19 protein-coding genes are annotated in these 25,039 nt (G+C 73.2%); 7 read left to right on the top strand and 12 right to left on the bottom strand.

From position 1 onward, the window contains the following. Positions 1–172: 172 nt before the first annotated feature. Both ACFP3R_RS00945 and ACFP3R_RS00950 read right to left on the bottom strand, forming a co-directional pair. The gene (locus ACFP3R_RS00945; RefSeq protein ID WP_380631784.1) at positions 173–1,114 is read right to left on the bottom strand and encodes a DNA polymerase domain-containing protein; all 942 of its coding nucleotides are present in this window, start codon (positions 1,112–1,114) and stop codon (positions 173–175) included. After that, on the bottom strand, positions 1,084–5,373 hold the full coding sequence (locus ACFP3R_RS00950) for a hypothetical protein (protein ID WP_380631786.1): 4,290 nt from the start codon (positions 5,371–5,373) through the stop codon (positions 1,084–1,086). Before ACFP3R_RS00950 ends, ACFP3R_RS00945 begins: the two co-directional genes overlap by 31 nt. Positions 5,374–5,401: 28 nt before the next feature. Here ACFP3R_RS00950 and ACFP3R_RS00955 point away from each other — a divergent pair, with 28 nt between their 5' ends. The 3 genes from ACFP3R_RS00955 (at position 5,402) to ACFP3R_RS00965 (ending at position 7,548) form a co-directional block, all read left to right on the top strand. After that, positions 5,402–5,776 (top strand): hypothetical protein, encoded by a 375-nt coding sequence (locus ACFP3R_RS00955; RefSeq protein WP_380631787.1) that lies wholly within the window; start codon positions 5,402–5,404, stop codon positions 5,774–5,776. A gap of 72 nt (positions 5,777–5,848) precedes the next feature. Continuing rightward, on the top strand, positions 5,849–6,496 hold the full coding sequence (locus ACFP3R_RS00960) for an SMODS-associated NUDIX domain-containing protein (protein ID WP_380631789.1): 648 nt from the start codon (positions 5,849–5,851) through the stop codon (positions 6,494–6,496). Between the two features lie 62 nt (positions 6,497–6,558). Next, a complete protein-coding gene (locus ACFP3R_RS00965; RefSeq protein ID WP_380631791.1) occupies positions 6,559–7,548 on the top strand; it encodes a hypothetical protein in 990 nt (329 codons plus the stop codon). A 5-nt stretch (positions 7,549–7,553) separates the two neighbouring features. On the opposite strand, the gene ACFP3R_RS00970 is transcribed toward ACFP3R_RS00965, so the two are convergent. From ACFP3R_RS00970 to ACFP3R_RS01000, 7 genes are all read right to left on the bottom strand, one after another. Beyond that, positions 7,554–8,810 (bottom strand): CHAT domain-containing protein, encoded by a 1,257-nt coding sequence (locus ACFP3R_RS00970; protein ID WP_380631793.1) that lies wholly within the window; start codon positions 8,808–8,810, stop codon positions 7,554–7,556. 5 nt (positions 8,811–8,815) lie between these two features. After that, the gene (locus ACFP3R_RS00975; RefSeq protein ID WP_380631795.1) at positions 8,816–9,082 is read right to left on the bottom strand and encodes a hypothetical protein; all 267 of its coding nucleotides are present in this window, start codon (positions 9,080–9,082) and stop codon (positions 8,816–8,818) included. 21 nt (positions 9,083–9,103) lie between these two features. Continuing rightward, positions 9,104–11,155: a hypothetical protein gene (locus ACFP3R_RS00980; RefSeq protein WP_380631796.1), complete on the bottom strand. Its 2,052-nt coding sequence runs from the start codon at positions 11,153–11,155 to the stop codon at positions 9,104–9,106. A gap of 36 nt (positions 11,156–11,191) precedes the next feature. Then, on the bottom strand, positions 11,192–12,700 hold the full coding sequence (locus ACFP3R_RS00985) for a hypothetical protein (protein WP_380631797.1): 1,509 nt from the start codon (positions 12,698–12,700) through the stop codon (positions 11,192–11,194). A gap of 194 nt (positions 12,701–12,894) precedes the next feature. Continuing rightward, entirely contained in the window at positions 12,895–13,575 is a 681-nt protein-coding gene (locus ACFP3R_RS00990; RefSeq protein WP_380631799.1) for a Crp/Fnr family transcriptional regulator, read from the bottom strand. A 119-nt stretch (positions 13,576–13,694) separates the two neighbouring features. Then, a complete protein-coding gene (locus ACFP3R_RS00995) occupies positions 13,695–14,384 on the bottom strand; it encodes a Crp/Fnr family transcriptional regulator (protein WP_380631801.1) in 690 nt (229 codons plus the stop codon). A gap of 165 nt (positions 14,385–14,549) precedes the next feature. Further along, positions 14,550–15,935 carry a glycosyl hydrolase family 18 protein gene (locus ACFP3R_RS01000; protein ID WP_380631803.1) on the bottom strand — a complete coding sequence of 462 codons (1,386 nt, stop codon included), beginning with the start codon at positions 15,933–15,935 and terminating at the stop codon, positions 14,550–14,552. Between the two features lie 198 nt (positions 15,936–16,133). Between ACFP3R_RS01000 and ACFP3R_RS01005 the strand changes: the two genes are divergently transcribed. The 4 genes from ACFP3R_RS01005 (at position 16,134) to ACFP3R_RS01020 (ending at position 22,295) form a co-directional block, all read left to right on the top strand. After that, complete coding sequence (locus tag ACFP3R_RS01005) at positions 16,134–17,774, top strand: cellulose binding domain-containing protein (RefSeq protein WP_380631805.1); 1,641 nt, start codon at positions 16,134–16,136, stop codon at positions 17,772–17,774. A 297-nt stretch (positions 17,775–18,071) separates the two neighbouring features. Beyond that, positions 18,072–18,374 (top strand): DUF1540 domain-containing protein, encoded by a 303-nt coding sequence (locus ACFP3R_RS01010; RefSeq protein ID WP_380631807.1) that lies wholly within the window; start codon positions 18,072–18,074, stop codon positions 18,372–18,374. Between the two features lie 275 nt (positions 18,375–18,649). After that, the gene (locus ACFP3R_RS01015; protein WP_380631809.1) at positions 18,650–21,886 is read left to right on the top strand and encodes a GH92 family glycosyl hydrolase; all 3,237 of its coding nucleotides are present in this window, start codon (positions 18,650–18,652) and stop codon (positions 21,884–21,886) included. 40 nt (positions 21,887–21,926) lie between these two features. Next, complete coding sequence (locus ACFP3R_RS01020; RefSeq protein ID WP_380631810.1) at positions 21,927–22,295, top strand: MmcQ/YjbR family DNA-binding protein; 369 nt, start codon at positions 21,927–21,929, stop codon at positions 22,293–22,295. 49 nt (positions 22,296–22,344) lie between these two features. Here the strand turns inward: ACFP3R_RS01020 and ACFP3R_RS01025 are convergent, their stop codons facing one another. From ACFP3R_RS01025 to ACFP3R_RS01035, 3 genes are all read right to left on the bottom strand, one after another. Then, complete coding sequence (locus ACFP3R_RS01025) at positions 22,345–23,307, bottom strand: RNA polymerase subunit sigma-70 (RefSeq protein WP_380631812.1); 963 nt, start codon at positions 23,305–23,307, stop codon at positions 22,345–22,347. 193 nt (positions 23,308–23,500) lie between these two features. Next, on the bottom strand, positions 23,501–24,217 hold the full coding sequence (locus tag ACFP3R_RS01030; protein WP_380631813.1) for an SDR family oxidoreductase: 717 nt from the start codon (positions 24,215–24,217) through the stop codon (positions 23,501–23,503). Between the two features lie 193 nt (positions 24,218–24,410). Further along, on the bottom strand, positions 24,411–25,016 hold the full coding sequence (locus ACFP3R_RS01035) for a TetR/AcrR family transcriptional regulator (protein ID WP_380631815.1): 606 nt from the start codon (positions 25,014–25,016) through the stop codon (positions 24,411–24,413). Positions 25,017–25,039: the final 23 nt, after the last annotated feature.

Consider the following 25,039-nt stretch of genomic DNA (forward strand, 5'->3'; position numbering starts at 1 on the left):
GCCTGGGGCAGGCCCAGTCCACCGCGGCCGCGGCCAGGGTGGCGGGACCGCTCGGCTCGGGAGCCCTCTTCGACGTTGCCACCTCCTGGACCAGTGGTCTCGATAACTTCAGTGTTGCTCGAAAGCAACGTTTTTCCGGCGTGCGCCCCGGCCAACCCGGGACGACGACCGGCTACCCGCCGCGCTGGGCCCGAGCCCGGCGCTTGCCCTCGTGCATCGCCTGGACGCGCGCCACCGGGATCGTGTGGCCCTCGGCCACCAGGTCGTCGGGCAGCCGCTGCGGCGCGGGCATCCGCTCGTGCCACGGGTCGCCCTTGTCGAGCAGGGCCGGCGCGGTGCGGATGGTGAAGTCGGCCGGGGTGACGGAGTCCAGGTCGTCCCACTCCAGCGGGAAGGACACGGTGGCGTTGGGGCGGATGCGGGGGCTGTAGGCGGCGGCCACGGTGGAGCCGAAGGCGCGGGTGGAGTCGAGGAACACGCGCCCGCCCCGGTCGTCCTTGATGAACGCGGTGGTGGCGATCGCCGGGTCCAGGCGCTCGGCGCGGACGGCCAGGGCGCGGGTGGCGGCGGCGGCGTCCTCGTCGGAGGCGTCGACGGGCACGAAGACGTGGACGCCCTTGGAGCCGCTGGTCTTGACCAGGCCGGTCAGCCCGCAGTCGGTCAGGGCGCGGTGGACGAGCCGGGCGGCGGCGACGACCTCGCCGAAGCCGGCGCCCTCCGGCGGGTCGAGGTCGAGCACCAGGTGGTCGGGCCGGTCGGGGGCGGCGGCGGTGCCCAGGGGGACGTGGTACTCGACCGCGCGCTGGTTGGCGAACCACAGCAGGGTGCGGCGGTCGTCGCAGAGGGCGTAGCGGATCTCGCGCCGGGAGGACTCGGCCCACAGCGTGGTGCTGTCGACCCAGGCGGGGGTGTACTTGGGGAGGTTCTTCTGCATGAAGGGTTCCTGGCCGGGGCGCACGCGCACCACGGACAGGGGGCGGCCGGCGAGGACGGGGATCATCTTGTCGTGGACCGCGTCGAGGTAGTCGACGAGGTCGCCCTTGGTGGCCTCGGCGCCGTCGAACAGCGGTTGGTCGAGGTTGGTCAGCGCGACGCCGTCGCGTTCGTCACCCATTCCCCAACTCTGGTCGGTCGGGGCGGGGTGGGCAAGCCGAAGGCGGGCCTGAGGGAGCGGGGCAGTGGGGTGTCGAGGTCGGCGGCCCAGTCCTGGGGTTCGGTGGGGGGTGAGTGGGGTCCGGGTGTCCAGCGGGTCAGGGCGTTGTGGGCGGTGCGGAGGTGAGCGGGGTCCCGGAGGGCGGCGGTGACGACGGGTGGCCAGTCGCCCAGGTAGGCCAGGCCGGCGAGGCGGTGGGGGGAAGAGGAGCGAGACAGGATCAGGTGGACGTGGTGGGCCTGGTCGGTGTCCTTGGCGAGCAGGCCGATGGCGGGCAGGGCGTCGGCCTGGACGGGGTGGGTTCGTCCGGCGCGTGCCACGATCGCCGTGCCGTGGGTGGTGAGGACGTGGAGGACGTCGGGCAAGGCGTCGGTGAGGCCGGCGGTGGCGACGGCGCGCACCCAGCGGGCGGCGTCGGCGGCGGTGGTGGTGCGGTGGGCCAGCAGGGCGCGGCGTGCCGGTTCGCTGAAGGTCCAATCGGGTCTGGGTCCCGCAGCCCGGTGGAAGTCGTGGGCGGCGAGGGCTTCGACGGCGTGGCTGGTGGTGGCGGGGTCGAGCAGGAGTGCGTCGAGTTCGCGGGGTCCACCGCGGCAGTGGGCCAGTGCTGTGGTCCAGGGCCAGGTGAGCCGTTCTGGTCGGTCGTGGTCGGCCAGGGTGGTGGCGGTGGCCCAGGCGAGGCGCGTGCCGGTGTGCGGGTCGACGGAGTGGGCGGCGCGTACGAGGGCGGCGAGGGCGTGGCGGTGTCGGGGCGGTCGACGCAGCAGGTGGTGGACGAGTTCTTCGGCCACGTCGGTGGCACGGGTGGTTTTGACGGCGGCGGCGGCGATGAGCAGGTGGTGTTCGGCAGGGCTGTGCTTGACGCGGTCGAGGAGGTCGCGTGCCCGCTCGGGGTAGGTGGTGAGGATGGCGTGGGCGGCGGCGTTGGCCCGGGGCGGTTGGGTGCTGGTGGCCTGTCGGAGCAGGTCTTCGGGGTCGGCGCGGTGTTCCGCGGGGGGAAGGAGGGTGGCGACGAGGTCGTCGAGTCCGGGGGCGAAGCGTCGGTCCAGCAGCCAGTCGGTGGGTTGTCCGGGTGCGAGTTCGCGGAGGTGTTCGGCGCGTTCGCCTTCCAGTTCGGCCGCGGTGGCGGTGATCGTGGTGGTGGGGAGTCGCGCCTCGATGTCGGTGAGCCTGCGGTAGCGGGCGTGGTGGTGGCGGGCGAGGTGTTCGGCCGGTAGGTGGGTGCCGAGCGAGCGCAGCGCGCGCTGGGCTCGTGACGTCACGAGCCAGAGGTGTTCGGGATGGGTGAGATCGGCGATGACCAGCTCGAAGCCTGGTAGGCGGGTGTCGGCGACGATGTCGAGGGCTTCGGCTCGAAGGGTGTCGGAGGGGGAGTGGAGTGCGGAGAGCAGGGCGGTGCGCAGTTCACGGCCTGCGGCGCGTTCGGCGGTGCGGGGCTGCGGGAGTCGGTGCGCGCGGTCCAGGGCGTGCAGGGCGTGCAGGGCGGCGTCGGGGGAGGCGTGGGTGACGGTGTCGCGCAGCGCGGCGACGGCGTTGATCTCGGTGAGCGCGTCGGCGGCGTCGGCCCAGTCGACGGCCCGTTCGGGGTCGTGGAGGGTGTTGCGCCACGTGGTGGCGAAGTGCGTGGTGTCGCAGCGCGCGGTGGCGAGCAGTTGGGCGGCGTAGCAGGGGTCGTGCGGGGCGAGCTGGTCCACGAGCGTGCGCACGTGGTGTTCGTCGACCTCGGGCAGGGTGACCAGGAACAGGCCCGCGGAGCGCCAGCGGGCGTGGCGCAGGCGGTGCGCGGTGAGCGCCGGTTCGCGCAGCAGGGCCCGAGCGGCGAAGTGGTCCTGGTGCACGGGATCGCGGAATCGGTCGCCGGCCAGGAGGTCGGTCGGGAGGGGGTGGGTGGGACGGGGTGTGCCCTCGATGAGGTGCACGGCAAGGCGTTCGCAGTGCAGCAGGGTGGTGTCGTCGTGGGGCAGGTCGGCAAGGGCGATCTCCTGGGGTGCGGGCAGCCGGTCGAGGTCGTCGCGCACGTGGTGCACGAGACGCGTCAGCAGGGCGGGGCGGTGTCCGCCGACACGGGCCCACGCGGGGTCGTCGAGGACGGCTTCGGTGAGTCGGTCGACGCGGAAGGAGTGGTGCCCGAGGACGGTGAGACGGGCGTGCAGGAAGGCCCGCACGTTCGCCGCGTCGAGTTCGTCGAGCCGGGCGGTGACGGCGGCGACGTCGGTTCCGCGGCGCAGGGTGGTCACGGGTACGCGGGGGTAGCGGGCGCGCAACGCGGCGGTTCGGTGGCCGCTCGGGTGGTCGAGCAGGACGCGGACCGCGCCCAGTTCCAGGGCCTGTTCGGCGCAGGTCCCGAAGCCGAGCGCGGCAACCTCGGCGATGGGGTCGTCGACCTCGGTGTCGAGCAGCAGGGGCATGCGGTCGCCGCCGTCCCGGGCCGAGGCGGCGGTGCGGCGGGCCAGTTCACGCAGGGTGGCGGTCTTGCCGGTGCCGGGTTCGCCCAGCAGTTCGACGTCGTGCGCGTCGGTGATGCGGTCGAGCACACCGGTGAGGTCGAGGTAACCGTCGTGGTCGGTGGCGAGCTTGGCGGCGACGGCGGCGCACCGCTCGCGGACGAGGACGACGCGGTAGCCGGTCACGATCGGGTCGGTGTGGTGGGCGGAGCGGGTGAGCCGGGTGAACAGCTCGACCATGCGGTCGGAGGTGACGGGCATCAGGTCGGCGGCGCGGTGCGCGGTTCGGGTGATGAGGGACCGGGGCCAGTGCCGGAAGGGGTCGGGTTCGGTGATCCACTCGGTGGCGACGGCGGAGAGGACGGTGGAGGCGAGGAGCTTGGCGGCGGTGTCGGGGTGCGGTGACCACTTGAAGGTCCGGTGCGCGGCGAGCAGCAGTTGGTGGTTGTACGCCTGCCACCAGGGTTCGTCTGCCCTGGGCGGGTAGTGGCGGTGGGCTTGGACGCGCACGGCCCACAGCAGGTCGTGGGCGGGGTGGAGGTGTTCGGCCAGGATGGCGCGGGCGGTGCCGGCGGCGACCTGCGGCGCCACTCCCCGGTCGAGGGCCTGGGAGGTCAGGGCGAGCACGCGGTGCAGCTCCAGCAGGTCGTGTTCGCCCGCCTCGGCGAGCACGTCGCGGACCAGCCCGATCTCCAGCCAGCAGTGGTCCTCCTGCTGCGGGCGGTGCGCGGCGGTCCGGGCGTAGTCGATCAGGTGGGGGCGTCCACCGACGACGACGACGTTGCGCGGGTTGAGGTCGCCGTGCGAGACGGCCCGCGCGCGGCCCGGCACGGCGTCGAGCAGCACGCGGGGCAGTGCGGTGAACGGGTCGACGGGGGTGCCCGACAGGCGAGGCAACCGGTCGCGGTGGGTCGGTCCGCGGACGGCGGTGACGGTGCCGACGACGGTGGTGCCCGGGGTGTCGGGCACGTCGACGGAGCCGGGGGCGAGGCGGATCAGCACGTCGTCGCCCACCAGGCTGCGGTGGTCGTCGGAGGACCGGCGGCGCAGGCCGGCCAGTGCGATGGCGTCGCCCGGCCGCAGGCCGGAATCTCCGGTCAGGCTGGTCCGGAGCACCTCGTCAGGTGGCCACAGGAGGTCCCGAGCGGGTCGGGGGTCGGTGCTGTGCGCGCGCACTTCGAGGTTGGGGCCGAGGGCCGGGTTGAGGGGGCGCAGCGAACTGGGTGTGGGGACGACGGTGCTGCGGCGGTGCAGCACCTGGCCCATGCCGGTGAACAGGGTGTCGATCAGCGTCACCGCCTCGTCGAGGGCAGAGCCGCCGCCCACCGCGGCGCGGGCGACGTCCTCGAGGGTGCGCAGGTCGGCATTGGGCGCGCCGGCGTACTGGCCGACATGGTCGTACACCACGAGCCCGAGGGGCGTGCCGTGGTCCGCGGCGAGGTCGACGACCTCCGGGGAGGCCGCGAGCACAGGGGCGAACAGGGCGCTGCGCAGCGGGGCGATCAGCTCGGCGTAGGCGTGCCACTCGCGGCGCAGGGTGGCGGGGGCGTCGAACTTGGCCACGTGCACCACGTCGTGGTCGCCCCGGTGCAACCGCACCTGCACGACCAGCGCGCCGCTGGCCCCGCCGGACAGGACGCGGCCGACCTCGACGAGGTCGACCGGGATGGGCCACGCGCCTGGCCCGAGATCGGGCACCCGCCGCAGCGCTGCCCTGATCTCCGCACGTTTGCGGTCGTCGGAGGGGTGGTCGGTGAAGATAATCTCAGGGACGGGCACTCGGTTGACCTCGCTGTCGGGAGCGCTGATGGAGTTTCGCGGAGCAGGGGACGAGTCGCTGCTGTGGAGCGGCATGTGCGAGCGGTTCGCGACGCTGGCCCAGGAGGCCCGTCGGTACGGCCGGGACGCGTGGTGGGACCGGGTGGTCGCCTCGTCGAGGCGGGGCTCGGCCGACGTGCGCGATGCCCGCGCGCTGCTGGCGGACCTGGCGGAGCTGCGCGGTCACCTGCTGGACTTCGGCGGCCGTGACGGTGAGTGGCCGGTGACCTCGGCCCGTGACGCCGCCCACGACGCCCATGCCTGTCCCACGCGGCTGTGCCGGCGCCGTTCGGTTGCGCCACCCGGCGCCCCGGCGCCCCGCTGCGCGCTGCTCGACCGCCCGATGACCGACCCGCTCGGTTGACCTGGCCTCCGGGGCGGCCGCCCCGGAGCGCCGACACCTCGTCCCGGAAGGGCAGGCATGGTTCGCAGGCCGGTGAGGATCTCGTTCAGCGCCTTGCTGCGGGTGCAGGACGACGACCGGTACGTGCTGTTCCACTCCCGCACCCGGCCCGGGGTGTGCGGGCCGCCCGGTGGTGTCATCAAGTACCTCCCGCCCGCGACGCAGCTGCTGGACGAGTTCGGCTTCCAGCGGGAGCGCACGCCGCCGGAGGTGGAGGTGGCTGGCATGGACCTGCGAGGTGTGCTTCCGCCGGGTTCCGTGCGCCGCTTCCTGGCCTGGTTCGCCACGGGCGCGTTCCGCGAGCACGCCGACGACTGCCTGCGCCGCGAACTGCTGGAGGAGGTCGGCGAGGTCGGCTTGGGCTCCCTCGGTGCGTACCCGGACGAGCTGTCCTTCGCCCACGTGCGCACCGTGGTCGAGGGCCCGGCACCGGTGCCCGGTAAGCCGTTCCGGCAACTGCGCCGGTTCGAGGTCTACGACCTGGTGACCGGCAACAAGGCGGGGCTGCGCGTCACCCGCGATCTGGTCGACGCGGGTCGCGACCCCGATCAGCCCAACGTCATCTCCGTCGGCCAGGACGACATCAGGCACGGCAGGCAGGGGCGGATGCTCATCGCGCCGCAGAGCGCGTTCCTGATGGGCGGTACCCGGTTGGCGCCGGACCTGCCGCCGGTGAGGTGAGGCTGCCGGTGACCGATTCGGTCGAGTTGTGGACGGCGGGACCCCCGCGTCGACTCGGTGTGGTGCGTGTGCGGGAACCGGCCGTGCTGCCGGATCCCGGCGGTGCGGTCGTGCGGTTCGACTACGTCCAGGAGGGACCGGACCTGACCGCCCTGTCACTGGTCGTGCGGTTCCGCGACCCGGCGGTGGAGGTGCGTGATGCGCGGGTCGCAGCGGCGGGGACGGTGGTCCGCACGGGTGTGTGGACCACTCGGGACGGCGCGCTGGTGTGTTTGGTCGGAACTCCTCTGGGGCGGTCACCGATACCTCGCAGTGGTGCGTTCGAAATCCTCGTCGCGCCGCCGGCCGAGCTGACCGGCTCGCTGCGCGTGCACGGCTCGGCGCTGCGCCCGGGATTGGCGGGCGGTCGCCCCGCGCACGCCTGCGGCGACCGCGAGGTGCGGTTCGCCGCCGGGCGGGTGGACCCGGTGGCGGGACGGCGGCCGGCGGTGCGCCTGTGCCTGGCCGTCGACACCGAGGCGTACAGCAGGTTCAGCGCGCCCGAGGCGGAGCGCGCCCAGCGGAGGTTCGCCGACCTGCTCACCGATGTCCGCCGCGTCGTCGGCGTCGACGACGACGAGACCGGGCTTCAGCCGAGCGGTGACGGGCTGTTCACGGTGCTGCCTCCCGGGGTGGACGAGTCGGTGGTGATCCCCGGTGTGGTGGACGGGCTGCGCTCCGGCCTCGTCCGGATCAACCGCGGCCTCGGCGAGCGGGCCCGGCTGCGGCTGCGGGTGGCGATGCACCGCGGGCACGTCGCCCTCGCCGCCAACGGCTGGATCGGCAGCGCCGTCACCACCGTGCACCGCCTGCTGGACTCGGAGGTGTTGCGGCGGGCGTTGCGGGAAACACCCACCGCGGACTTCGCCCTGGTGGTGTCCGACGTGCTGTACCGGGACGTGATCGTCGACGGCTATCCGAACCTCGATCCGGACCGCTTCGCCTCCGTGACCGCGGAGGTGCCCGCGAAGCGGTTCGCCGAGACGGCCTGGCTGTACCTGCCAGAGGGGTGAGCGGCTCACCCCTTCCGCTTGAGCAGCAACGGGGTGTCGGCCTCTCCGCTGGTCAACTCGTCCAGCCGCACCCCGACACAGCCCAGGTTGAACGCCTTCTCCACCGGGGCGTTCGTGGCCAGTGCCTGGTAGAAGCCGATGCCGAAGGCGATCGCGGCCGGATCGCTCACCTCTCGGCGCATGGTCACGACGAAGTCGACGTGCTCGACGACCGCCTCGGCGAGCACCGCGCTGTGGCAGGCGTCCAGCACGACGCAGCGCACCGTGTCGTTCACCTCCTTGAACAACGCGGCCACCCCGGCCACGGTCAGCGGCCGCGACATGCCGACCTCGTTCTGCACCACCAGGCCGCCGGTCTCCAAGCCGTGCCCGGAGAAGTGCACGACGTGCGGCCGGACGTCCAGCAGCGCCTGGGTGAGGTCTCGGGCGCGGACCCCGCCCCGGGCCTCCAGCCGGTAGCGATCGCGGTCCAGGGCCAACCGCAGGGTCTCCCGGATCGCGCGCACGTTGTCGTCCAGCCGCATCCTCCCGAGGTCCGCCGGGCCCGCCGACAGGTGCAGGATCCGCACCACCTCCTGGCCGACCTCGTCGCGCGCGGGCGCGTCGGTCACCCGGACCGCGAGCGTGTGCGGCTCTCGGCGGACGGCGCCGCCGTCGGTGCCGACGGTGATCACCACGTGCACGGGTACGTGGCTGCCGGAGCTGGTCGGCCGCACGTGCACGACGAACTCCGCGGTCTCGGCCGGGGGCAGCGTGCCCAGCGACTGGTGTGCGCTGCGCGGGTCCACCTCCATCGCCCCCGAGACCTGCACCGAGGTGCCGACCAGCACCGGGATCCCGGTGTTGGTGACCCGTCCCCGCAACTGCGACCACTGCCCGACGGGCAGCTCGTGGTCCAGCAGGGACACCGCGAACCGGGGTTCCGGCGGCGGCCCGGCGGTCCGGGCCGCGACCACCTCCAGGGACGCGCGGAACTCCCTGACCCGGTGCGGCGTCCCCCAGCGGTCCCGGTAGGAGAAGTTGGAGCTGCCGACCTCCAGGAGCCCCTCCGCGGTGGGCCGGACCTTCAGCACCCGGGTGACGCCTTCGCCCGGCAGCAGCCGGAGCACCTCGACCCGGACGCCACCGCCGAGCAGGACCACCCCCTGGGGCAGCGCCAGCTTGACCACGATGTGCGAGCACGGTCCGTCGCCGTCATTGGTCAGCTCCACGGTCAGCTCGGCCACCCGCCCGACCTCCAACCGGTCGGGACTCAGCCGCACGCCGATCATCGCGACCTGCCGTCGAACAGCGGCTCCAGGACGGTCACCCGCGGGTGGTACCGCTGCCGGCACTCCTTGCAGTGCGCCGCGCGCGGCGCGTCCTCGCCCGCCGAAGCGTCGAACGCGTCGTCGACGAGCACGAAGCGGTCGTTCCGGCACAGCGGTTTGCCGCAGTGGTGGCACACCACGTCGATCTCGACAGTTACCCCCGGCGCGCCTCCGGGGACCGGCGTGCCCTCGCCCAACTGGCACTCGGCGCATTCCCAGGCCATCGTCGTCCCTCCGCTGCTTCCTCAGTCGTTGTCGAGTTGGTCGTCGATCGCCGCCATCGCCAGCCGGAAGCCCTCGTCGGAGATCTTCCCCTGGGAGAACCGCCGGATCAGGTCGTTCCGCTGCCGGTGCAGCTCGGCCAGGCGCGGCGAGACCTCCTCGGGCGCGCGCCGAAGCGATCCCCCGTGGCGGTACCCGGCTGTCGTGCCACCGCCCGGGACACCGGGTCCCCGGTCGTGGCGGGCATCGCTCTCATGGTGGTGGACGCCGTCGCCGTGCGAACCGCCGTGACCGTTCTGTCCGCCGTGACCGTTCGGGACTGCCGCACGCGGGTCACCGCTGTAGGCCCGGGGTACGTCCGAGGCCGAGCCGAGCACGCGCCGGATCGTGTCGTCGAGCCGGTCCCACTCCGCCTCGACAGCTCTCTTCATCTGCTCGTTGGCGAACACCGCCTGCACCGACAGCCGGATCCGGCTGCTGCCCGACTGCGCCCGGATGTCACCGGTGTGCAACTCCTCCCCGGTCAGGCTGAGGGAGAAGTCCAACGGGTAGACCCCGTCGTACCTCCGCCCGGCGATGTCCCAGTACCGGTTCATCACGTTCGCCTTGCCGCTCGCGTGCGGCGGGTGCTCGATGACGCGCTTGATGTAGTAGCCCTCCTCGCTCAACTCGCCGGTCAGCCGCGACACCGTCTCGTGGTCGGGGATCACGCCGGCGAACTCCACCGCCTCGGGCCGGTCCGACTCGTTGTTGTCGGGCACGACCCGTACGTCCTGGTAGCGGATCCCCGCCAGGCTCAGCTCGAACTCGGCTTGCACGTCGGTGCGCGCGCTGCTGCGCCCGGTGTCGCCGCTGCGGGCCTCGCCGAGCGGGGACAGCACCCGCAGCCCGGTGAGGCCGGACAGCGTGCCGCGAAAGGACGCCCGCACGCTGCCGTGGATCGTCTCGTTCATCTGGATCTTGTCCTCGAACCGCACGATCAGCTTCACCTGGCCCGCCTCGCGGTCCTGTTCCGTGAGCGCGACCCGGTTCCACTCGATGCGTTGCACCACACCCTCACCGCCGCGGGGGTCCGGTACCCGACCGACGACCGGGCTGTGGGTGGTGCGCTCGACCTTGCCCCACTCCACGGGCACGTGCAGGACCACCGGCTCCACCTTGTCGATCTTCAGGTTGTCCGCGGGACCGGTCTGCTCCCACTGCACGGTCAGCTCCAGCGTCCGTTGGTCCGATCGCGGCATCACCGACGGCGTCAGCCACAACGGCAACTCCTCCGGCACGCGGTCGGGCGACACCGAGTAGGTGGACTTCAACTCCCACTTGGCCGGGGACCGCCCGTCGGCACCCGGGGAGAAGAACTGGTGCTCGTCGGTGCGACCGCTCAGCGGGATCACCGGCACGGACAACGACGAGTTGGTGAGCGTCATCCCCGCCTTGCCTTTCAGCACCGCGAACCCCGCGCAGTAGTCGACGGCGGAGTCCGCGGGCAGGCGGTACCGCGTGCGGTAGAGCGTGAGCCGGTCCAGGTCCGTGCGCGCGAACGTCGTCGAGATGCCCAGTTCACCCAGCGGCGGCTCGATCGACATGCGGTAGTGGCCCCCGGCGTCCAGCACGAGCTTTCCCCGCACTGTTTCCCGCACCGACGCCGAGTCGATCTTCGGCAGCAACGGTAGCCGCGGCTTGTGGCGCTGTGCCTCCGCGACCCGGCGCCGGTCCACCAGATAGCAGGTCGCGAGCCCGGCGAGGCCGATCAGCAGCACCACGACACCGGTGCTCGCGTGGACCGGGAGCAGCAGCGCGCCGAGTGCGGCGACCGCGCCCGCGATCACCTGCTCCCGGCCCAGGCGGCGCGGCACCACGTGGTCGCAGGTCTCGCAGTGGTGGGCCTGCGGGGTGTCCATCCCCAGGCCGGCGAACTCCTGGCTGATCTTGGCCGGTGCCTCGTCCGGCCCGGTCGGCCGACCGTCCTCCCGGCAGATCAGCCTTCCGCAGTGGTGGCAGGTGGTGGCGATCTCCGGCGAGCCGCACTTGTAGCAGCGTGCCGTGGACGCGCGAGGTTCAACGCGAGTGGTCATGTCTTCTTCCTCGTGTCGTGCTGCGGTGCGCGGCCGTCAACGTCGTGCCTTGAGCCGCTCGAAGCGCTCGCGCAGGGTCAGGTGCAACGCGTTCATCACCAGCGTCAAGTCGCGGCTCGTGCCCGGCAGCGCGCCGCACATGAACACCTTCAGCTCGCCGCTCTCGAAGGTGCTGGTGAACGTCTGCCCGCCCGGCTGCTGCTTCTCCCTCGTCGTCTCGAACCGGCGCCCGTCCACCAGCAACCACAACCACATTGTGTCCGGCCCCGCCTGTCGGCTGGCCCTGAGCAGGCGTCGGTGCCACCCACCGCCGTCCTGACGCGAAGGCCACTCCTCGACCTGGAACCCCCTGGTCTCCAGCACCGCGCGGATGTCGGCGATCCGCATGTTGTCGGGGATCACCTCGTCGAAGTGCAGGTGCTGACAGGGCAGCATCTCCCGGCGGGCGAACGCGTCGTCCAGGACCAGGTGCAGGTCAGTGGTGATCCGGCTGACCAACTTGGGCTGTTCGGCCTGCGTCCCGAGGGCGTCGAACCGGCGAGCGCGCAACCCCGACAGCAGGTACCCGTTGACCTCGACGCACACCGTCCCGTCGATCGCGTCCTGCTGGTACAGCTCGCCTGGCTGGCGGATCAGCAGGTAGCGCTTCTCGCTCCGGAACTCGGCGGTGTCACCGACACCGTGCCCGTCGACGAGCGCCATCGGCACGTTCGACCACTCCAGGCTCCGCGAGGAAGGGTTGTACTTGAGGGTGAGCTGGTCGCCCCTGCCGTTTTGGAGGGTCACCTCGCTCAGCGACGTGATGGTCGGCCACCGCAGCGACACCAGCGACACCTTGGGGTGCAGGCCGCGGATGTACCGGCGGTTCGGCAGGTGCAGCACGACCTGGACGCTCAGCAGCAGGTAGGACCGGAACGACACGTACTTGGTCAACTCGTCGGCCACCTGCTCGACCTGGGTGCCCGGGTCGAGGGCCGTCCTCAGGGCCTCGTGCAGGTTGGCACCGTCGGGGTCGACGAGGTCGACCAGGACCGACACGGGGAGCACGCGCACCGCGTTCTCCGCGGGGCGGTACTCGTGCTCGATCACGCAGGTTCGGCCATCGGTCACCATGCCGGCCTCGTCGAACTCGGCGATCGGCACCTCGACGGCCATCGACCCGTACCCCTCGGACAGGTCCAGCACCTCGGACAGGTCGGTCTTGTGGTGGTCGGCGAACGACAGGTGGCCGATCACGGCTGCGGCCGGTCGCGGGTCGTGGCCGCTCACGTCGGCCACCGCGGCCCTGGTGAAATACTTGTGGCCGTCGTACGGAACGGTGACCCGGATGGTGCCCGAGGGCGGCACGTCACCGGTTTCCCTCCGGTCGTTGCTCGAAATCTCCTGGTGGTAGCGGTACTCCTCGGTCAACGTGACCTCGTCGGCCGAAGCGCGGGCGAAAGCGGCTCCACCAGGTGCTCCGCCGCCGCGGCGGGTGCTGAACACCTGACGCAGCTTGGCGCCACCGGCGTCGCGCGCCTGCTCGATCCTGCGGGGAATCGGCATGGAAGACCCTTTCCTCGCGGTTGTCCGCGAGCTGTTGTGAGCGGTGTTCGGGTTCGCGTCGTTGGGCCGATCGGCGTTCGGGAACCGGGAGAAGTTCGGCCTGACGGCGGTGCGTTCGGTGATGTCGAGTGAATGGGCATCACTCTGTGACACATCGCGACCACCGACCCCGTACCAGTACGGGATTCAGCCGATCACCCACTGATCCGGCGTAGCTCGTCGAGGTCGGTGATGACGATGTGTCGCCCGCCGGGGTGCAGCAGCCTTTGGCAGCGCAGGTCGCGCAGCGACTTCTCCACCGTGCTCAGCGCCACCCCCGCCAGCGACGCGAGGTCGGGTTGGGTCAGCGGCACCCCGAGACGCCACCCATCGGCGGTTCGCCTGCCGTGGGTCAGGGCGATCTCCACCAGGACCTTCACCACCCGGGTGGGCGCGGGGCACACGACCATGTCCACGCACCGCACGTGCACGCGCCGGAGCCGTTCGCTCAACATCCGCGCCAGGGCCAGGCACGCCTCGGGGTTGCGCTCCATGAAGTCCGCGAACTCCCGCCCGCGGAAGACCCGGGCCGTGGTCGGCACCCAGGCGACCACGTTGGCCGAGCGCCGCTCGGCTTCCAGCGCCGCCATCTCCCCGAGCATGTCGCCGGGACCGCGCACCGCCATGAGCAGGTCCCGCCCGTACTCGGAGTTGACCACGACCTTGACGCTGCCGCTGAGCACCAGCAACGCGTGCCGGTGCTCCTCGCCCTGCCTGATCATCACCTGCCGCGCGCGGTAAGTGACCTCGGTGCCCAGGCTCAGCAGCGCCTCCCGGTCACGCCGGCGCATCTTGCCCAGCAGGCTGCTCCGCGGCCACGGATCACCGATCAGCACTCGTCACCGCGACAGCCGGGACCGTGCACCTGCATCGCCGCTCCCTCCCACCGACTGTGGCGGTACGGGATGCTGGTGCACGCGACGGGGGAACACCCCGAAGGATTGCGGGTTCGCCGCTACCCGGCTTGCCAACCCGCCAGTTCGCTCAGCGAGATGTAGTCCAGGATCGTCACCGATCGGTACCCGGTGGCGACCCACCCCACCGCGCGCAACTCTGTCAGCGCCTTGTGCGCGCTCCGCTCCGCCGCGCCCACCAAGGCGGCCAGTTCGGGTTGCGCCAACGGGAACGCCAACGACGTGCCACGGCGGGTGGTCCGGCCGTGGGAGGCGGCCAGTTCCACCAGCACCCGCGCCACCCGCACCTTGACCGACACCCCGGTCAGGTCGATCCGGCGAGCGGTGGCCGAGCGCAGCTTCGCCGCGGCACTGCGGCTCACCTCCTCGGCGGCCTCGGGGTGCCGGGCCCGGAACGCCCGGAACGCCTGCGCGGACACCCACACCGCGTGCACCACCCCCGCCGCGGTGGCGGTGGCGGACCTCGGCTGCCCGTCCAGGGCCGCCAGTTCGCCGAGCAGGTCACCCGCACCGCGGATGGCCAGCAGCGACACCTCACCCTCGGCGTTGTGCGCGGTGATCTTGACGTAACCGCTGAGCACGACGAGCACGTATCGCGACGCCTCGCCCTCGTGGAGCAGCACAGAACCGGCGGCGTACCGCTTCAGGGTCCCGGCCGCGATCAACGCTGCCGCGTCACCGGGCCGCAGCGCCGCCATCAGGCTGTTGTGCCGCCACGCCGTCATCCCCATCCGCACACCAAGTCGTCCGGGAACCATGTCCGCAACGTCCCAGCATGCCGCGCCGACAGGTGGTGGGTGGGGCCCGAGGACGAGGTTCACCCTTATGTCGTACCTACGCCGCGCGGCCCCCGTCATGAGGGCCGCGCGGTCAGGGATCAGGTGGCGCGGAGCGGGTCAGGCGGGGAGGCGCCAGACCTGGTTGGTGCCGGCGAAGCAGTCCCAGATCTGGAGCCGGGTGCCGTCGGCGGAGCTGGGGCCGGTGGCGTCGAGGCAGCGGCCGGAGGCGGGGTTGCGCAGGGTGCCGTTGGACTGGGCCTGCCAGGTCTGGGCGCCGCTGCCGTTGCAGTCCCAGAGCTGGGCGGTGGTGCCGTTGGCGGTGCCGGCGCTGGTGATGTCGAGGCACTTGCCGAGGGCGCGCAGGGTGTTGTCGGAGGCGACGGTCCAGGTCTGGGCGTTGGAGCCGTTGCAGGTCCACAGCTGGACGGCGGTGCCGTTGGCGCTGTTGGCGCTCGCGACGTCGACGCACTTGCCGGCGATGCCGGTGATGGGGCCGGTGCGGCCGACGGGCGGGTTGGGGTTGGTGCCGCCCGCGGTCTCGTAGATGGCGTTGAGCAGGGAGGTGCTGCCGGTGGTGTCCTGGGAGAGCTCCCAGTTCATGATGCCGCCGGCGTTGGCCAGCGCCCACTGGGTCTTGCGGCGGATGGTGGGCAGGCCGTTGTAGCACTGCTGGGCGCCGCTGACGGTGGCGCAGTCGCGGTTGGCGTTGGCCGGGTCCATGGCGACGAGCTGGGCGTAGGTGTAGTAGCCGGGGCGGCTGTAGAAGGGCACGCCGAGGACGGTCTTGGCGGCGGGCAGGCCGCGGCCCTTCCAGTAGTTGGCGCTGGCGATGGACCAGTCGTAGTTGGCGTGGGGGCTGCCGCCGTCGTAGGCCATGATGTTGAGCCAGTCGACGTGGCCGAACACGGCGGTCTGGACGCCTTCGGCGGTGCCGCCGCCGGAGACGACGGCGGCGGTGAGGAGCTTGCCGCGGCTGCGCATGGCGCTGGAGAGCTGGCTCATCAGGTTGGTGAAGTTGGTGGCCGACGCGCCGGGGTCGGGGTACTCCCAGTCGATGTCGACGCCGTCGAGGTTGTACTGGTTGACGGCGCTGACGACGCTGTTGACGAAGGTGGTGCGGGAGCTCGCGTTCGCGGCGAGGGCTTCGAAGGCGGAGTCGTTGCCGTCGTTCCAGCCGCCGATGGCGAGGGAGACGCGGACGCCGTTGGCGTGGGCGAGGTTGACCAGCGAGGTGAGCTTGCCGGGGTCGGGGATGCCCTGGAGGGTGCCGTTGGCGTTGGGCAGCGCGAACGAGTAGTTGATGTGGGTGAGCTTGGTGTACTGGACGCTGTTGACGTTGCCGGCCCAGGAGGGCAGGTAGCCGACGCTCTTGAAGCCGGCGGGCAGGGCCGCGTGGGCGGCGGGCGCCGCGGTGGTGGCGACGGTGAGGCCCGCTGCCGCGGTGGCGAGGGCGAGCAGGGCGGCGCGCAGGCGTGGCCGCCGGGGTGTTGCCGAGAACCGCATGGGCGTGTCCTTTTCCAGGTCGTTCTGGCGGCGACCGAGCGGAACCTTACTGGAGAGCTTGATTCAAGTCACGATAAAAGTGGGGGGCGGAGGTGGGCTCCGTGACCGGACGCCCCGCGGCTTGCTATGAAGGGCGGGTTCACGAGGGGCGGGCCGCGACGCCCCCGAGCCCGACCCGCTACCGGAAGGTGCGACGGCATGAGAAGAGTTGTCCCGGCGCTGATCGTCGCGGTGATCTGCGCCCTGGCCCCGGTCCCCGCCTCCGCCGCGGCGGCGCGCGTGACCGCGGAGTTCGCCCAGGAGTCGGTGTGGGGCACCGGTTACGGCGGGCGGATCACGCTCACCAACACCGGCGACGCCGAGAGCACCGGCTGGGTGGTCGAGTTCGACCTGCCGCCGGGCACCTCGGTGACCAACTCCTGGAGTTCGGTGCTCACCCGCGACGGGCAGCGCCACCGGTTCGCCAACGCCGCCCACAACGGCCGCGCCCCGCCCGGTGGCGCGGTGGGTTTCGGCTTCACCGCCTCCGGCGGCGGCCTGCCGGCCGGCTGCGTGGTCGACGGCGTGCCGTGCCGGGGTCCCGCCCGCGACACCACGCCGCCCACCGCCCCGACCGAGCCCCGGGTGACCGGGGTGACGGCCGGTTCGGTGTCGCTGAGCTGGCGGGCGGCCGCCGACGACACCGGGGTGGTCGACTACCAGGTGCTCTCCGGCGCCGAGGTGGTCACCACGACCTCCGCGACCTCCGCGACCGCGACCGGTCTGCTGCCCGGCACCGCGCACGCGTTCACCGTCCGGGCGCGGGACGCGGCGGGCAACACCTCCGCGCCCAGCCCGGTCGTCACCGCCACGACCGCTCCCGCCGCGTCCACCGTGGACGTGGCCACCGCCGCGCAGTTGCGGGCGGCGCTGGCGGCCGCCGCGCCGGGGGTGACCATCCGGCTGGCGCCCGGCGTCTACCGGGGTTCGTTCACCGCGACCTCGCCGGGCACGGCCGCCGCGCCGATCACCCTGACCGGTCCGGCGGACGCGGTGCTGGTCAACGACGGTCCCTCCGGCAGCGGTCCGGCCTGTCCCGTGCCCACCGCCGGCTGGGACCCCGGCTACGGGTTGTGGCTGCACGGCGCGCCGCACTGGAACCTGGTCGGGTTCACCGTGCGCGAGTCGAAGAAGGGCATCGTGGTCGACGACTCCCGCCACACCGTGATCGACCGGGTGCGCGTGCACCACGTGGACGAGGAGGGCGTGCACTTCCGCCGCTCCTCGTCCGACGGCGTGCTGCGCGGCTCCACCATCAGCCACACCGGTCTGGTGCGGCCCGGCTACGGCGAGGGCGTCTACCTCGGCTCCGCCCACTCCAACTGGGACTGCCACGGCAACACCGGGGGAGCGGACCGCAGCGACCGGGTGCTGGTGCTGGGCAACCACATCGGGCCCCACGTCACCGCCGAGCCGATCGACGTCAAGGAGGGCACCGCCGGCGGCGTCGTGCGCGGCAACACCTTCGACGGCACCGGCATCTCCGGCCAGAACTCGGCGGACTCCTGGATCGACGTCAAGGGCTCCGGCTACCTCGTCGAGGACAACACCGGTTCGTTCGCCGCGCCCGGCACGTTCGCCAACGGCTACGAGACCCACAACCCGGTCACCACGCCGGCGTTCCCCAACGGCTGCGGCAACACCTGGCGCGGCAACCGCTCCGACCTCGGCGGCGTCGGCGCCTACGCCATCCGCATCACCTCGACGTCCAAGTGCGCCGGCCTGCCCAACGTGGTGCACGCCTCCAACACCGTCACCCGCGCGGTGACCGGACTGACCAACATCCCCGTCACGCCGTGATCTTCCCGGCCGCCCCGATTTCCTTCGCCGACGTCCCGTCGGGTCGTCGGAGAGGCCGGTCCCGGGTTGTCGGCGGTAATGCCGGGTGGCCCGGAGGATGAATTGCGCGTCGGGTCGGGACCGCCCGGTGGAGTCCTCACCGGACGGTCCTGACCTGGCGCTTCCGCCCGACTCGGCAGACGTGAAAATCGTTCGGCGCTTTTAGGTAAGGCTCTCCTAATTGTTTTCGTGTTGCGGGGATGGGTATCCGGTGGCAACGTTCGAGAACACCGAGCACCACGGTCCGGAGGAGCGGTCATGACCACCACAGAAATGCCTGCCGTCAACGAGTGCACCGTCACCGGTTGTTCCTACAACCACGACGGCTGCCACGCCTTCGCGATCACCGTCAGCGGTGAGAACGGCGCCGCCGACTGCGCCACCTTCATCCCCCTGGCGCGCAAGGGCGGCCTGCCGCGCGCCGTCGCCCAGGTGGGCGCCTGCTCGCGCGGCGACTGCGTCCACAACAGGGAGCTGGAGTGCACCGCGCCCGGCGGGGTGCGCGTCGCGCCCGGCGAGGGTGGGCACGACGCCAACTGCCTGACCTACACCAGGGACTGAGCGGCCCCGGGTCCCGGGAGCGCCGCGCCGGTACGGGCGCGGCGCTCCCGGCTCGGTGTCGACGCCACGGGTGTCGACACCCGTGGCGCCGGTGTGCCTGTGCCGGGTCCTGTTGCGTCCGCACCCGCGCCGGGTCCTGTGGCGCCGGACCTCGCACCGGTCCTGTGGTACCGGACCCGCGCCGTTGACACCCGCGCCGGACCCGTGACAGCGTTCGAAGCCGTGGCCCCGCCGCCACGAGTTGACAACGTTGTCAAAGGAGAGGTCCCCTGTCCATGCCTCTGCCGTCACCCCGCGCCGCCGCCCCCGTGCTCGCGGCCCTGCTCGCCGCCGGCCTGGTCACCGGCCTCCCGCCGACCACCGCCGCCGCGGCACCCGAGGACCCCACCGCGCTGGTCAACCCGTTCATCGGCACGCAGAACTTCGGCAACACCTTTCCCGGCGCCAGCGCGCCGTTCGGCATGGTCCAGGTCAGCCCGGACACCGGCGGCCAGGGCGGTTACGACTACCTCCAGGGCCACATCCACGGCTTCAGCCAGACGCACCTGTCCGGCGTGGGCTGCCCGGTCGCCGGCGAGCTGCCGATCATGCCCACCACCGGCCCGGTGGACAACGTTGACACCAACGGCTACCGGTCGGCGTACTCGCACGACGACGAGGAGGCGCGCCCCGGCTACTACCGGGTCGGCCTGTCCCGCTACGGCATCGACGCCGAGCTGACCGCGACCCCGCGCACCGGCTGGCAGCGCTACTCCTTCCCGGCCACCTCCCGGGCGAACGTCCTGTTCAACACGGGCAAGGCCAACCAGCAGGTGCTCGACTCCGAGGTCCACGTGGTCGGCGACCGCACCATCGAGGGCCGGGTCCGCGCGGGCCGGTTCTGCGCGGGCCAGGACGAGCACACCGTCTACTTCACCGCCACCTTCGACCGGCCGTTCACCGGCTTCGGCACCTGGCGCGGCACCACGCCCGCCCCCGGCGTGCCCGACGCGGCGGGCGGTGGCGGCAACGGCGCGTGGGTGACCTTCGACGCCACCGCCGACCGGGACGTGGTGCTCAAGGTCGGCCTGTCCTACACCGGGGTCGAGGGCGCGCGGCGCAACCTCGCCGCCGAGACCGGCGACTCCCACGACTTCGACGCCACCCGCGACGCGCTGCACCGGTCGTGGACCGACGCGCTGCGCTCGGTCGAGATCGGCGGCGGCGCCCCCGAGCGGCGCACCGCCTTCTACACCGCGCTGTACCACTCGCTGCTGCACCCGAACCTGGCCGGCGACGTGGACGGCCGCTACACCGGGTTCGACGGCGAGACCCACGTGGCGCGGGACTTCACGCCGTACCAGAACCTGTCCCTGTGGGACACCTACCGCCCGCAGAACCAGCTGCTGGAGCTGCTGCGCCCGGAGGTGGCGCGCGACGTGGCGCTGTCGGTGGTGGCCGCCGGCCGCGACGGCGGGTGGCTGCCCCGGTGGGCGCTGGCCAACAGCGAGACCAACATCATGACCGGCGACCCGGTGACCCCGTTCCTGGTGGAGGCGTGGTCCAAGGGCCTGCTCGCCGGGCACGAGCAGGAGGCGTACGAGCTGCTGCGGCGCAACGCCACCAGCCTGCCGCCGGCCGACTCGCCCTACAACGGCCGCTCCGGCGTGGAGCACTACGCCGAGCGGGGCTACCTCCCGTCCGGCCTGGAGCTGGGCGTGGACTGCCCCCACAAGGGCGGCGACAACGACTGCGCGCACCCGGCCTCGGCGACGCTGGAGTACGCGGCGGCCGACGCGGCGCTGGCGCTGATGGCGCGCGGCCTGGGCCACCGGGAGGACGCCGGCCTGTTCGCCCGGCGCGGCCAGTGGTACCGCAACCTCTGGGACTCCGGCACGGGCCACTTCCGGCCCCGCACCACCGAGGGCACCTGGGTGTCGCCCTACAACCCGGTCGACGCGGGCCACCAGTTCCACGAGGGCGGCGCGTTCCAGTACCAGTGGCTGGTGCCGCAGGACCCGGACGGCCTGGTGGAGCTGATGGGCGGCAGGCAGGCCACCGAGCGCCGGCTGGACGCCTTCTTCGCCCACGACAAGCTGCTGGCCGACCCCGCCGGCACGGTCCGCACCGACTGGATCACCCAGCCCTACGACTACTACGGCAAGCCCACCTACAACCCCAACAACGAACCCGACCTGCACGCGCCGTACTTCTACCTGTCGGTCGGCGCGCCGGCGAAGACCGCGACCGTGGTGCGCGCGGCGATGACCCTGTTCACCACCGGCCCGGACGGCATGACCGGCAACGACGACCTGGGCACCATGTCGGCCTGGTACGTGTTCTCCTCGCTGGGCCTGTACCCGACGATGAGCGGCGCGGACTTCCTCGCCCTGTCCAGCCCGCAGTTCCCGTCCGCCACCGTCCACACCGGACGCGGGACCACCCTGGCCATCACCGCGCCGGGCGCGAGCGACACCAACCGGTACGTGCAGCGGGTGGCGCTCGACGGCCGCGACGTGCGCGACACCTGGCTGCGCTGGGACGACGTGCTGCGCGGCGGCACGCTGGCGCACCGGCTCGGCACCGCGCCCTCCGACTGGGGCACCCGACCCGGCGACCGGCCGCCGTCGGTGAACCGCGAGCGGCCCGACGACCGCCGGCACGTGGACGCGGCGCTGCGCGAGTCCTCGGTGGTCGTGGCCGCCGCCGACATCGCCCGGACCGCGGTGCTGTCGCTCGACGTGCTGGCCCAGGCGCCCGGCGCGGTCCCGGTGGGCCTCTCGCCGACCGTGCCCGCCGGGTGGTCGGCGTCCGTCGACCGGGTGCTGGTGATCAGGTCCAACCGGCTGCCCGTGCAGCGCACCGCGAAGGTGACCGTGACCGTGCCCGCCGGGACCCCGGTCGGGTCCTACCCGGTGAGCGTCACCGTCCGCGGCCCCGAGACCGTGGTCCGGGAGGCGGTGGTCGAGGTGCGCGACCCGGCGACCTGCGCGGTCACCGCCGGCGGGCAGTGCGCCGTCGACCTGGCGCGCGAGGCGAACCACGACGGCACGGCCACGGTCGCGCGGTCGGCGGAAGGCGATTTCGACGGCCAGGGCTGGAGCTACGACGCGGCCCTGCTGCCCACCGGCCGGGTCGTGCGCGACGGCACCACCTACGCCGCGCCGGACCCGTCGGGCACCACCGCCAACTTCGTCGAGGCCCGCGGCCAGGCGCTGCTGCTGCCCGCCGGCGCCCACGGCGCGCTGCGGCTGGTGGCGGCCTCCCACAACGGGCCGGTGACCACCGGCCTGGTCGTGCGCTACGCCGACGGCAGCACCGCCGAGGCGCCGGTGACCGTGCCGGACTGGGCGGGTTCGGGCGCCGCGCCCGTGCTGGAGATGCCGCACCGCATCCGGGCGGGCCAGGGCGTCGACGGCCCGCCGGTGCGGCTGTTCGGCGTGTCCGTGCCGCTCGACCCGGCCAGGACCGTGCACTCGGTGACGCTGCCCGACGACCCCAGGGTGGAGGTGTACGCGATCACCCTCGCCTGACGCACCTATACTCACCGGCCACGACTTCCGGGGGGTTGCGGTGGCGGTGGGCGACGACGAGTTCTTCCGGTTGCTGGACGGGCTGGCCGAGGTGGAACGCGCGCGGGGCGACCAGTACAGCTCGTTCAGCGTGCGGGGCAAGCGGTTCGGCTACCACTGGCCGCGCACCGGTACCGTCGGGGTGAAGCAGACCCTGTCCGAACAGCGGGCCCTGGTGTCGGAGCGGCCGGACGTGTTCGAGGAGCAGTTCACGTCCGGCGGCTTCGGCTGGGTGGTGGTGCACCTGGCGGGCATCGAGCTCGACGAGCTGTCCGAACTGGTCTTCGAGGCGTGGCGGCTGTCCGCGCCGGACGACCTGGTCGCCGGGGTCCCCGACTGGGCCGAGACCAGGCCCCACGCCCGCCGGTAGGCCCCGACCCCCGCCGAGGCCGGGGCCCGTCCCGTGCCCGCCTCCCGGTTCAGCCGGCGAGCGCCGGGGTGAAGCCGAACACCGGGACCAGGCTCGGGTCGTGGAACGCCGTGATGCGGGCGACCCGGGTCCCGACCAGGGTCAGGACCTCGACGCCGCGCGCCTGGTACCGGTCCGCGCCGACGCGTTCGTAGAGCACGAAGGCGGGCTGGCCGTTGGCCGTGGTGGGCACCAGCCGCCACCGGCCCTCGTTCAGCACCCGGGCGGCCAGGAACCCGACCACGGCCCACCGGCCGGTGAACCAGGTCGGGATCGGCGGCATCTCCAGCTCCACGTCGGCCCGCAGCAGCCCCACCAGCGCGTCGAGGTCGGCGCGGGTGAACGCGTCGACGTAGTCGTCGAGCAGGGCGCGCCGGGCCGCCGCGTCCGGCTCGGCCAGGTCGTCCTCGACGGGCCCGGCCTCGGCCAGCCGGGCGCGGGCGCGGCGCAGCGCGCTGTCGACGGCCGCGGTCGTGGTGTCCAGCATCTCGGCGACCTCGGCCGTCCGGAACGCCAGCACGTCGCGCAGCGCCAGCACCGCCCGCTGCCGGGCGGGCAGGTACTGGAGCGCGGCGATGAACGCGAGCCGGACCCCGGTCCGACCGGCCACGATCGCCGCCGGGTCGTCGACGCCCACCAGCGCGTCGGGCGCGGGCTGGAGCCACGCCACCGACGGGTCACCGGGCGCCACGGCGATCCGGTGGTCCTCCGCGGGCGCGCCCAGCCCCGACGGCAGCGGTCGCCGGGCCCGCGTCTCCAGCGCCGTCAGGCAGGCCGTGGTGGCGATCCGGTACAGCCACCGCCGCACCGAGGAGCGGCCCTCGAACCGGTCGAACGCGCGCCACGCCCGCAGGTAGGTCTCCTGCACCAGGTCCTCGGCGTCGTGGATCGAGCCGAGCATCCGGTAGCAGTGCGCGCGCAGCTCCGGCCGGAACTGCTCGGTCAGGGCGGTGAACTCGGCGTCCGAGGGCATGGTGGTTCCTCCGCTGGGTGTCACGGTGGGCTGGTTCGGGCGGCGGGCGGCGGGCGGCGGGTTGGGCGATCGGGGCCGGGGTGGTTCGGGCGGCGGGTGGCGGGGCCGGGGCGGTCAGGGCTGGAGCTGGTCAGGGCTGGAGCTGGTCGGGGCTGGAGCTGGTCGGGGCTGGTCGGGGCTGGGGCGGCACGGCTCAGGCGACGGCGCTCATCCCCGTGGCGGCCACCCGGTACTCGGGCGCGCGGTCGGGGTGCAGGGCCAGCTCCAGCACGGCGTCGGCGACCTGCTCCGGGGTGAGGACCGGTCGCAGGCGGTCGACGAAGGCGTCCCGGTCGAGGCCCTGGCGGGCGGCGTACCCCGTGACCCCGGCCGCGCCGACGCCCCCGGTCGGGGTGAGCTGGGGCAGCAGCGCGGTGAACCGGATGCCCAGCCCGGCCCGCTCCGACTCGTCGGCCGCGTACGCGCGCAGGTGGCGGACGGCGGCCTTGGCGGCGGCGTACCCGCCGGTGAGCGGGGACCCGCCCAGCGCCGCGCCGCTGGACATCGCCACGACCGTACTGCCCGGCGCCAGCGGCGCCCGCAGCGCGGCCCCGGTCCAGCCGAAGACGTGGCGGGTGTCGACGTGCCAGTTGCGGCTGAAGGTCTCCCAGGTCTGCTCGGGCAGGGGCGCCAGGTGCGGCGTGGCCCCGGCGTTGAGGACCAGCAGGCCGGGGCGGTGCGCGCGGATCACGTCCCGCGCCAACGCCTCGTCCGCGGCGTCGGCGGTGACGGGGGTGAAGGCCGGGCCGAGCTCCTCGCGCACGGCGGCCAACTCCGGCCCGCTGCGGGCGATGCCGACGACGTCGGCTCCGGCGGCGACGAGCGCGGCGGCGATCGCGCGCCCGAAGCCGCGGCCGGCGCCCGTGACCACGGCGGTCCGGAAGGGAAGGGGTTGCGGGGATCCGGCCTGCGGGGGTGCGGCCTGCGCGGATCCGGTCCGGGAAGGGTCGGTCATCGGGGTGCTCCGGGGCGGTGGTCGGGTTCGGTCCGGATCAAGACCGCCCGGGGGAGCGAAAACCGTCGCCGCGAGCGCTACCGGGGGGAGAGATCCCGGTCACAGTCGGTCAACGGTCCGTCGCGCCCAGGGCCCGCAGCAGCACCTCGGCCAACCGGTCCAGGTGGCCCTCGCCGACCTCGACGCGGCGCACCGACAGCCGCCAGTACAGCGGGGCCGCCACCAGGTCCAGGGCCAGTTCCACGTCCAGGTCGGCGGGCAGCTCACCGCGCTCCACCGCCCGCGCCAGCACCCGCGCGCCGCGGACCCGGCGCGGCTCGCCGACGGCCCGCTCCACCTCCCGCGCCAACGCCGGGTTGCGCCCCGCCTCCGCCGCCAGGTCCGGCAGGATCCGCGCGAACCGCGGGTGCGTCAGCCAGCCGTGCAGCCCCCGCAGCGTCGCGCGCAGGTCCCCGCGCAGCGACCCGGTGTCGGGCACCTCCGCCAGGGGCACGCTGAACTCCGACAGCACCGCGACCACCATGTCCTGCTTCGCGGGCCACCGCCGGTACAGCGCGCTCTTGCCCACCCCCGCCCGCTTGGCCACCGCCTCCATGGACAGCCGCCCGTAGCCGTGCTCGGCCAGCTCGTCCAGCACCGCCTCCGTGATGGCCGAGGTCTTGTGCGGCTGGAGGACGGCGGCGCCGGTCGGGGTGCGCCGGGGGTGCTGGCTCATGCGGACCAGCATAGGTGTGGACG

The sequence above is a fragment of the Saccharothrix lopnurensis genome (assembly GCF_042658445.1).
Classification (GTDB): domain Bacteria; phylum Actinomycetota; class Actinomycetes; order Mycobacteriales; family Pseudonocardiaceae; genus Actinosynnema; species Actinosynnema lopnurensis.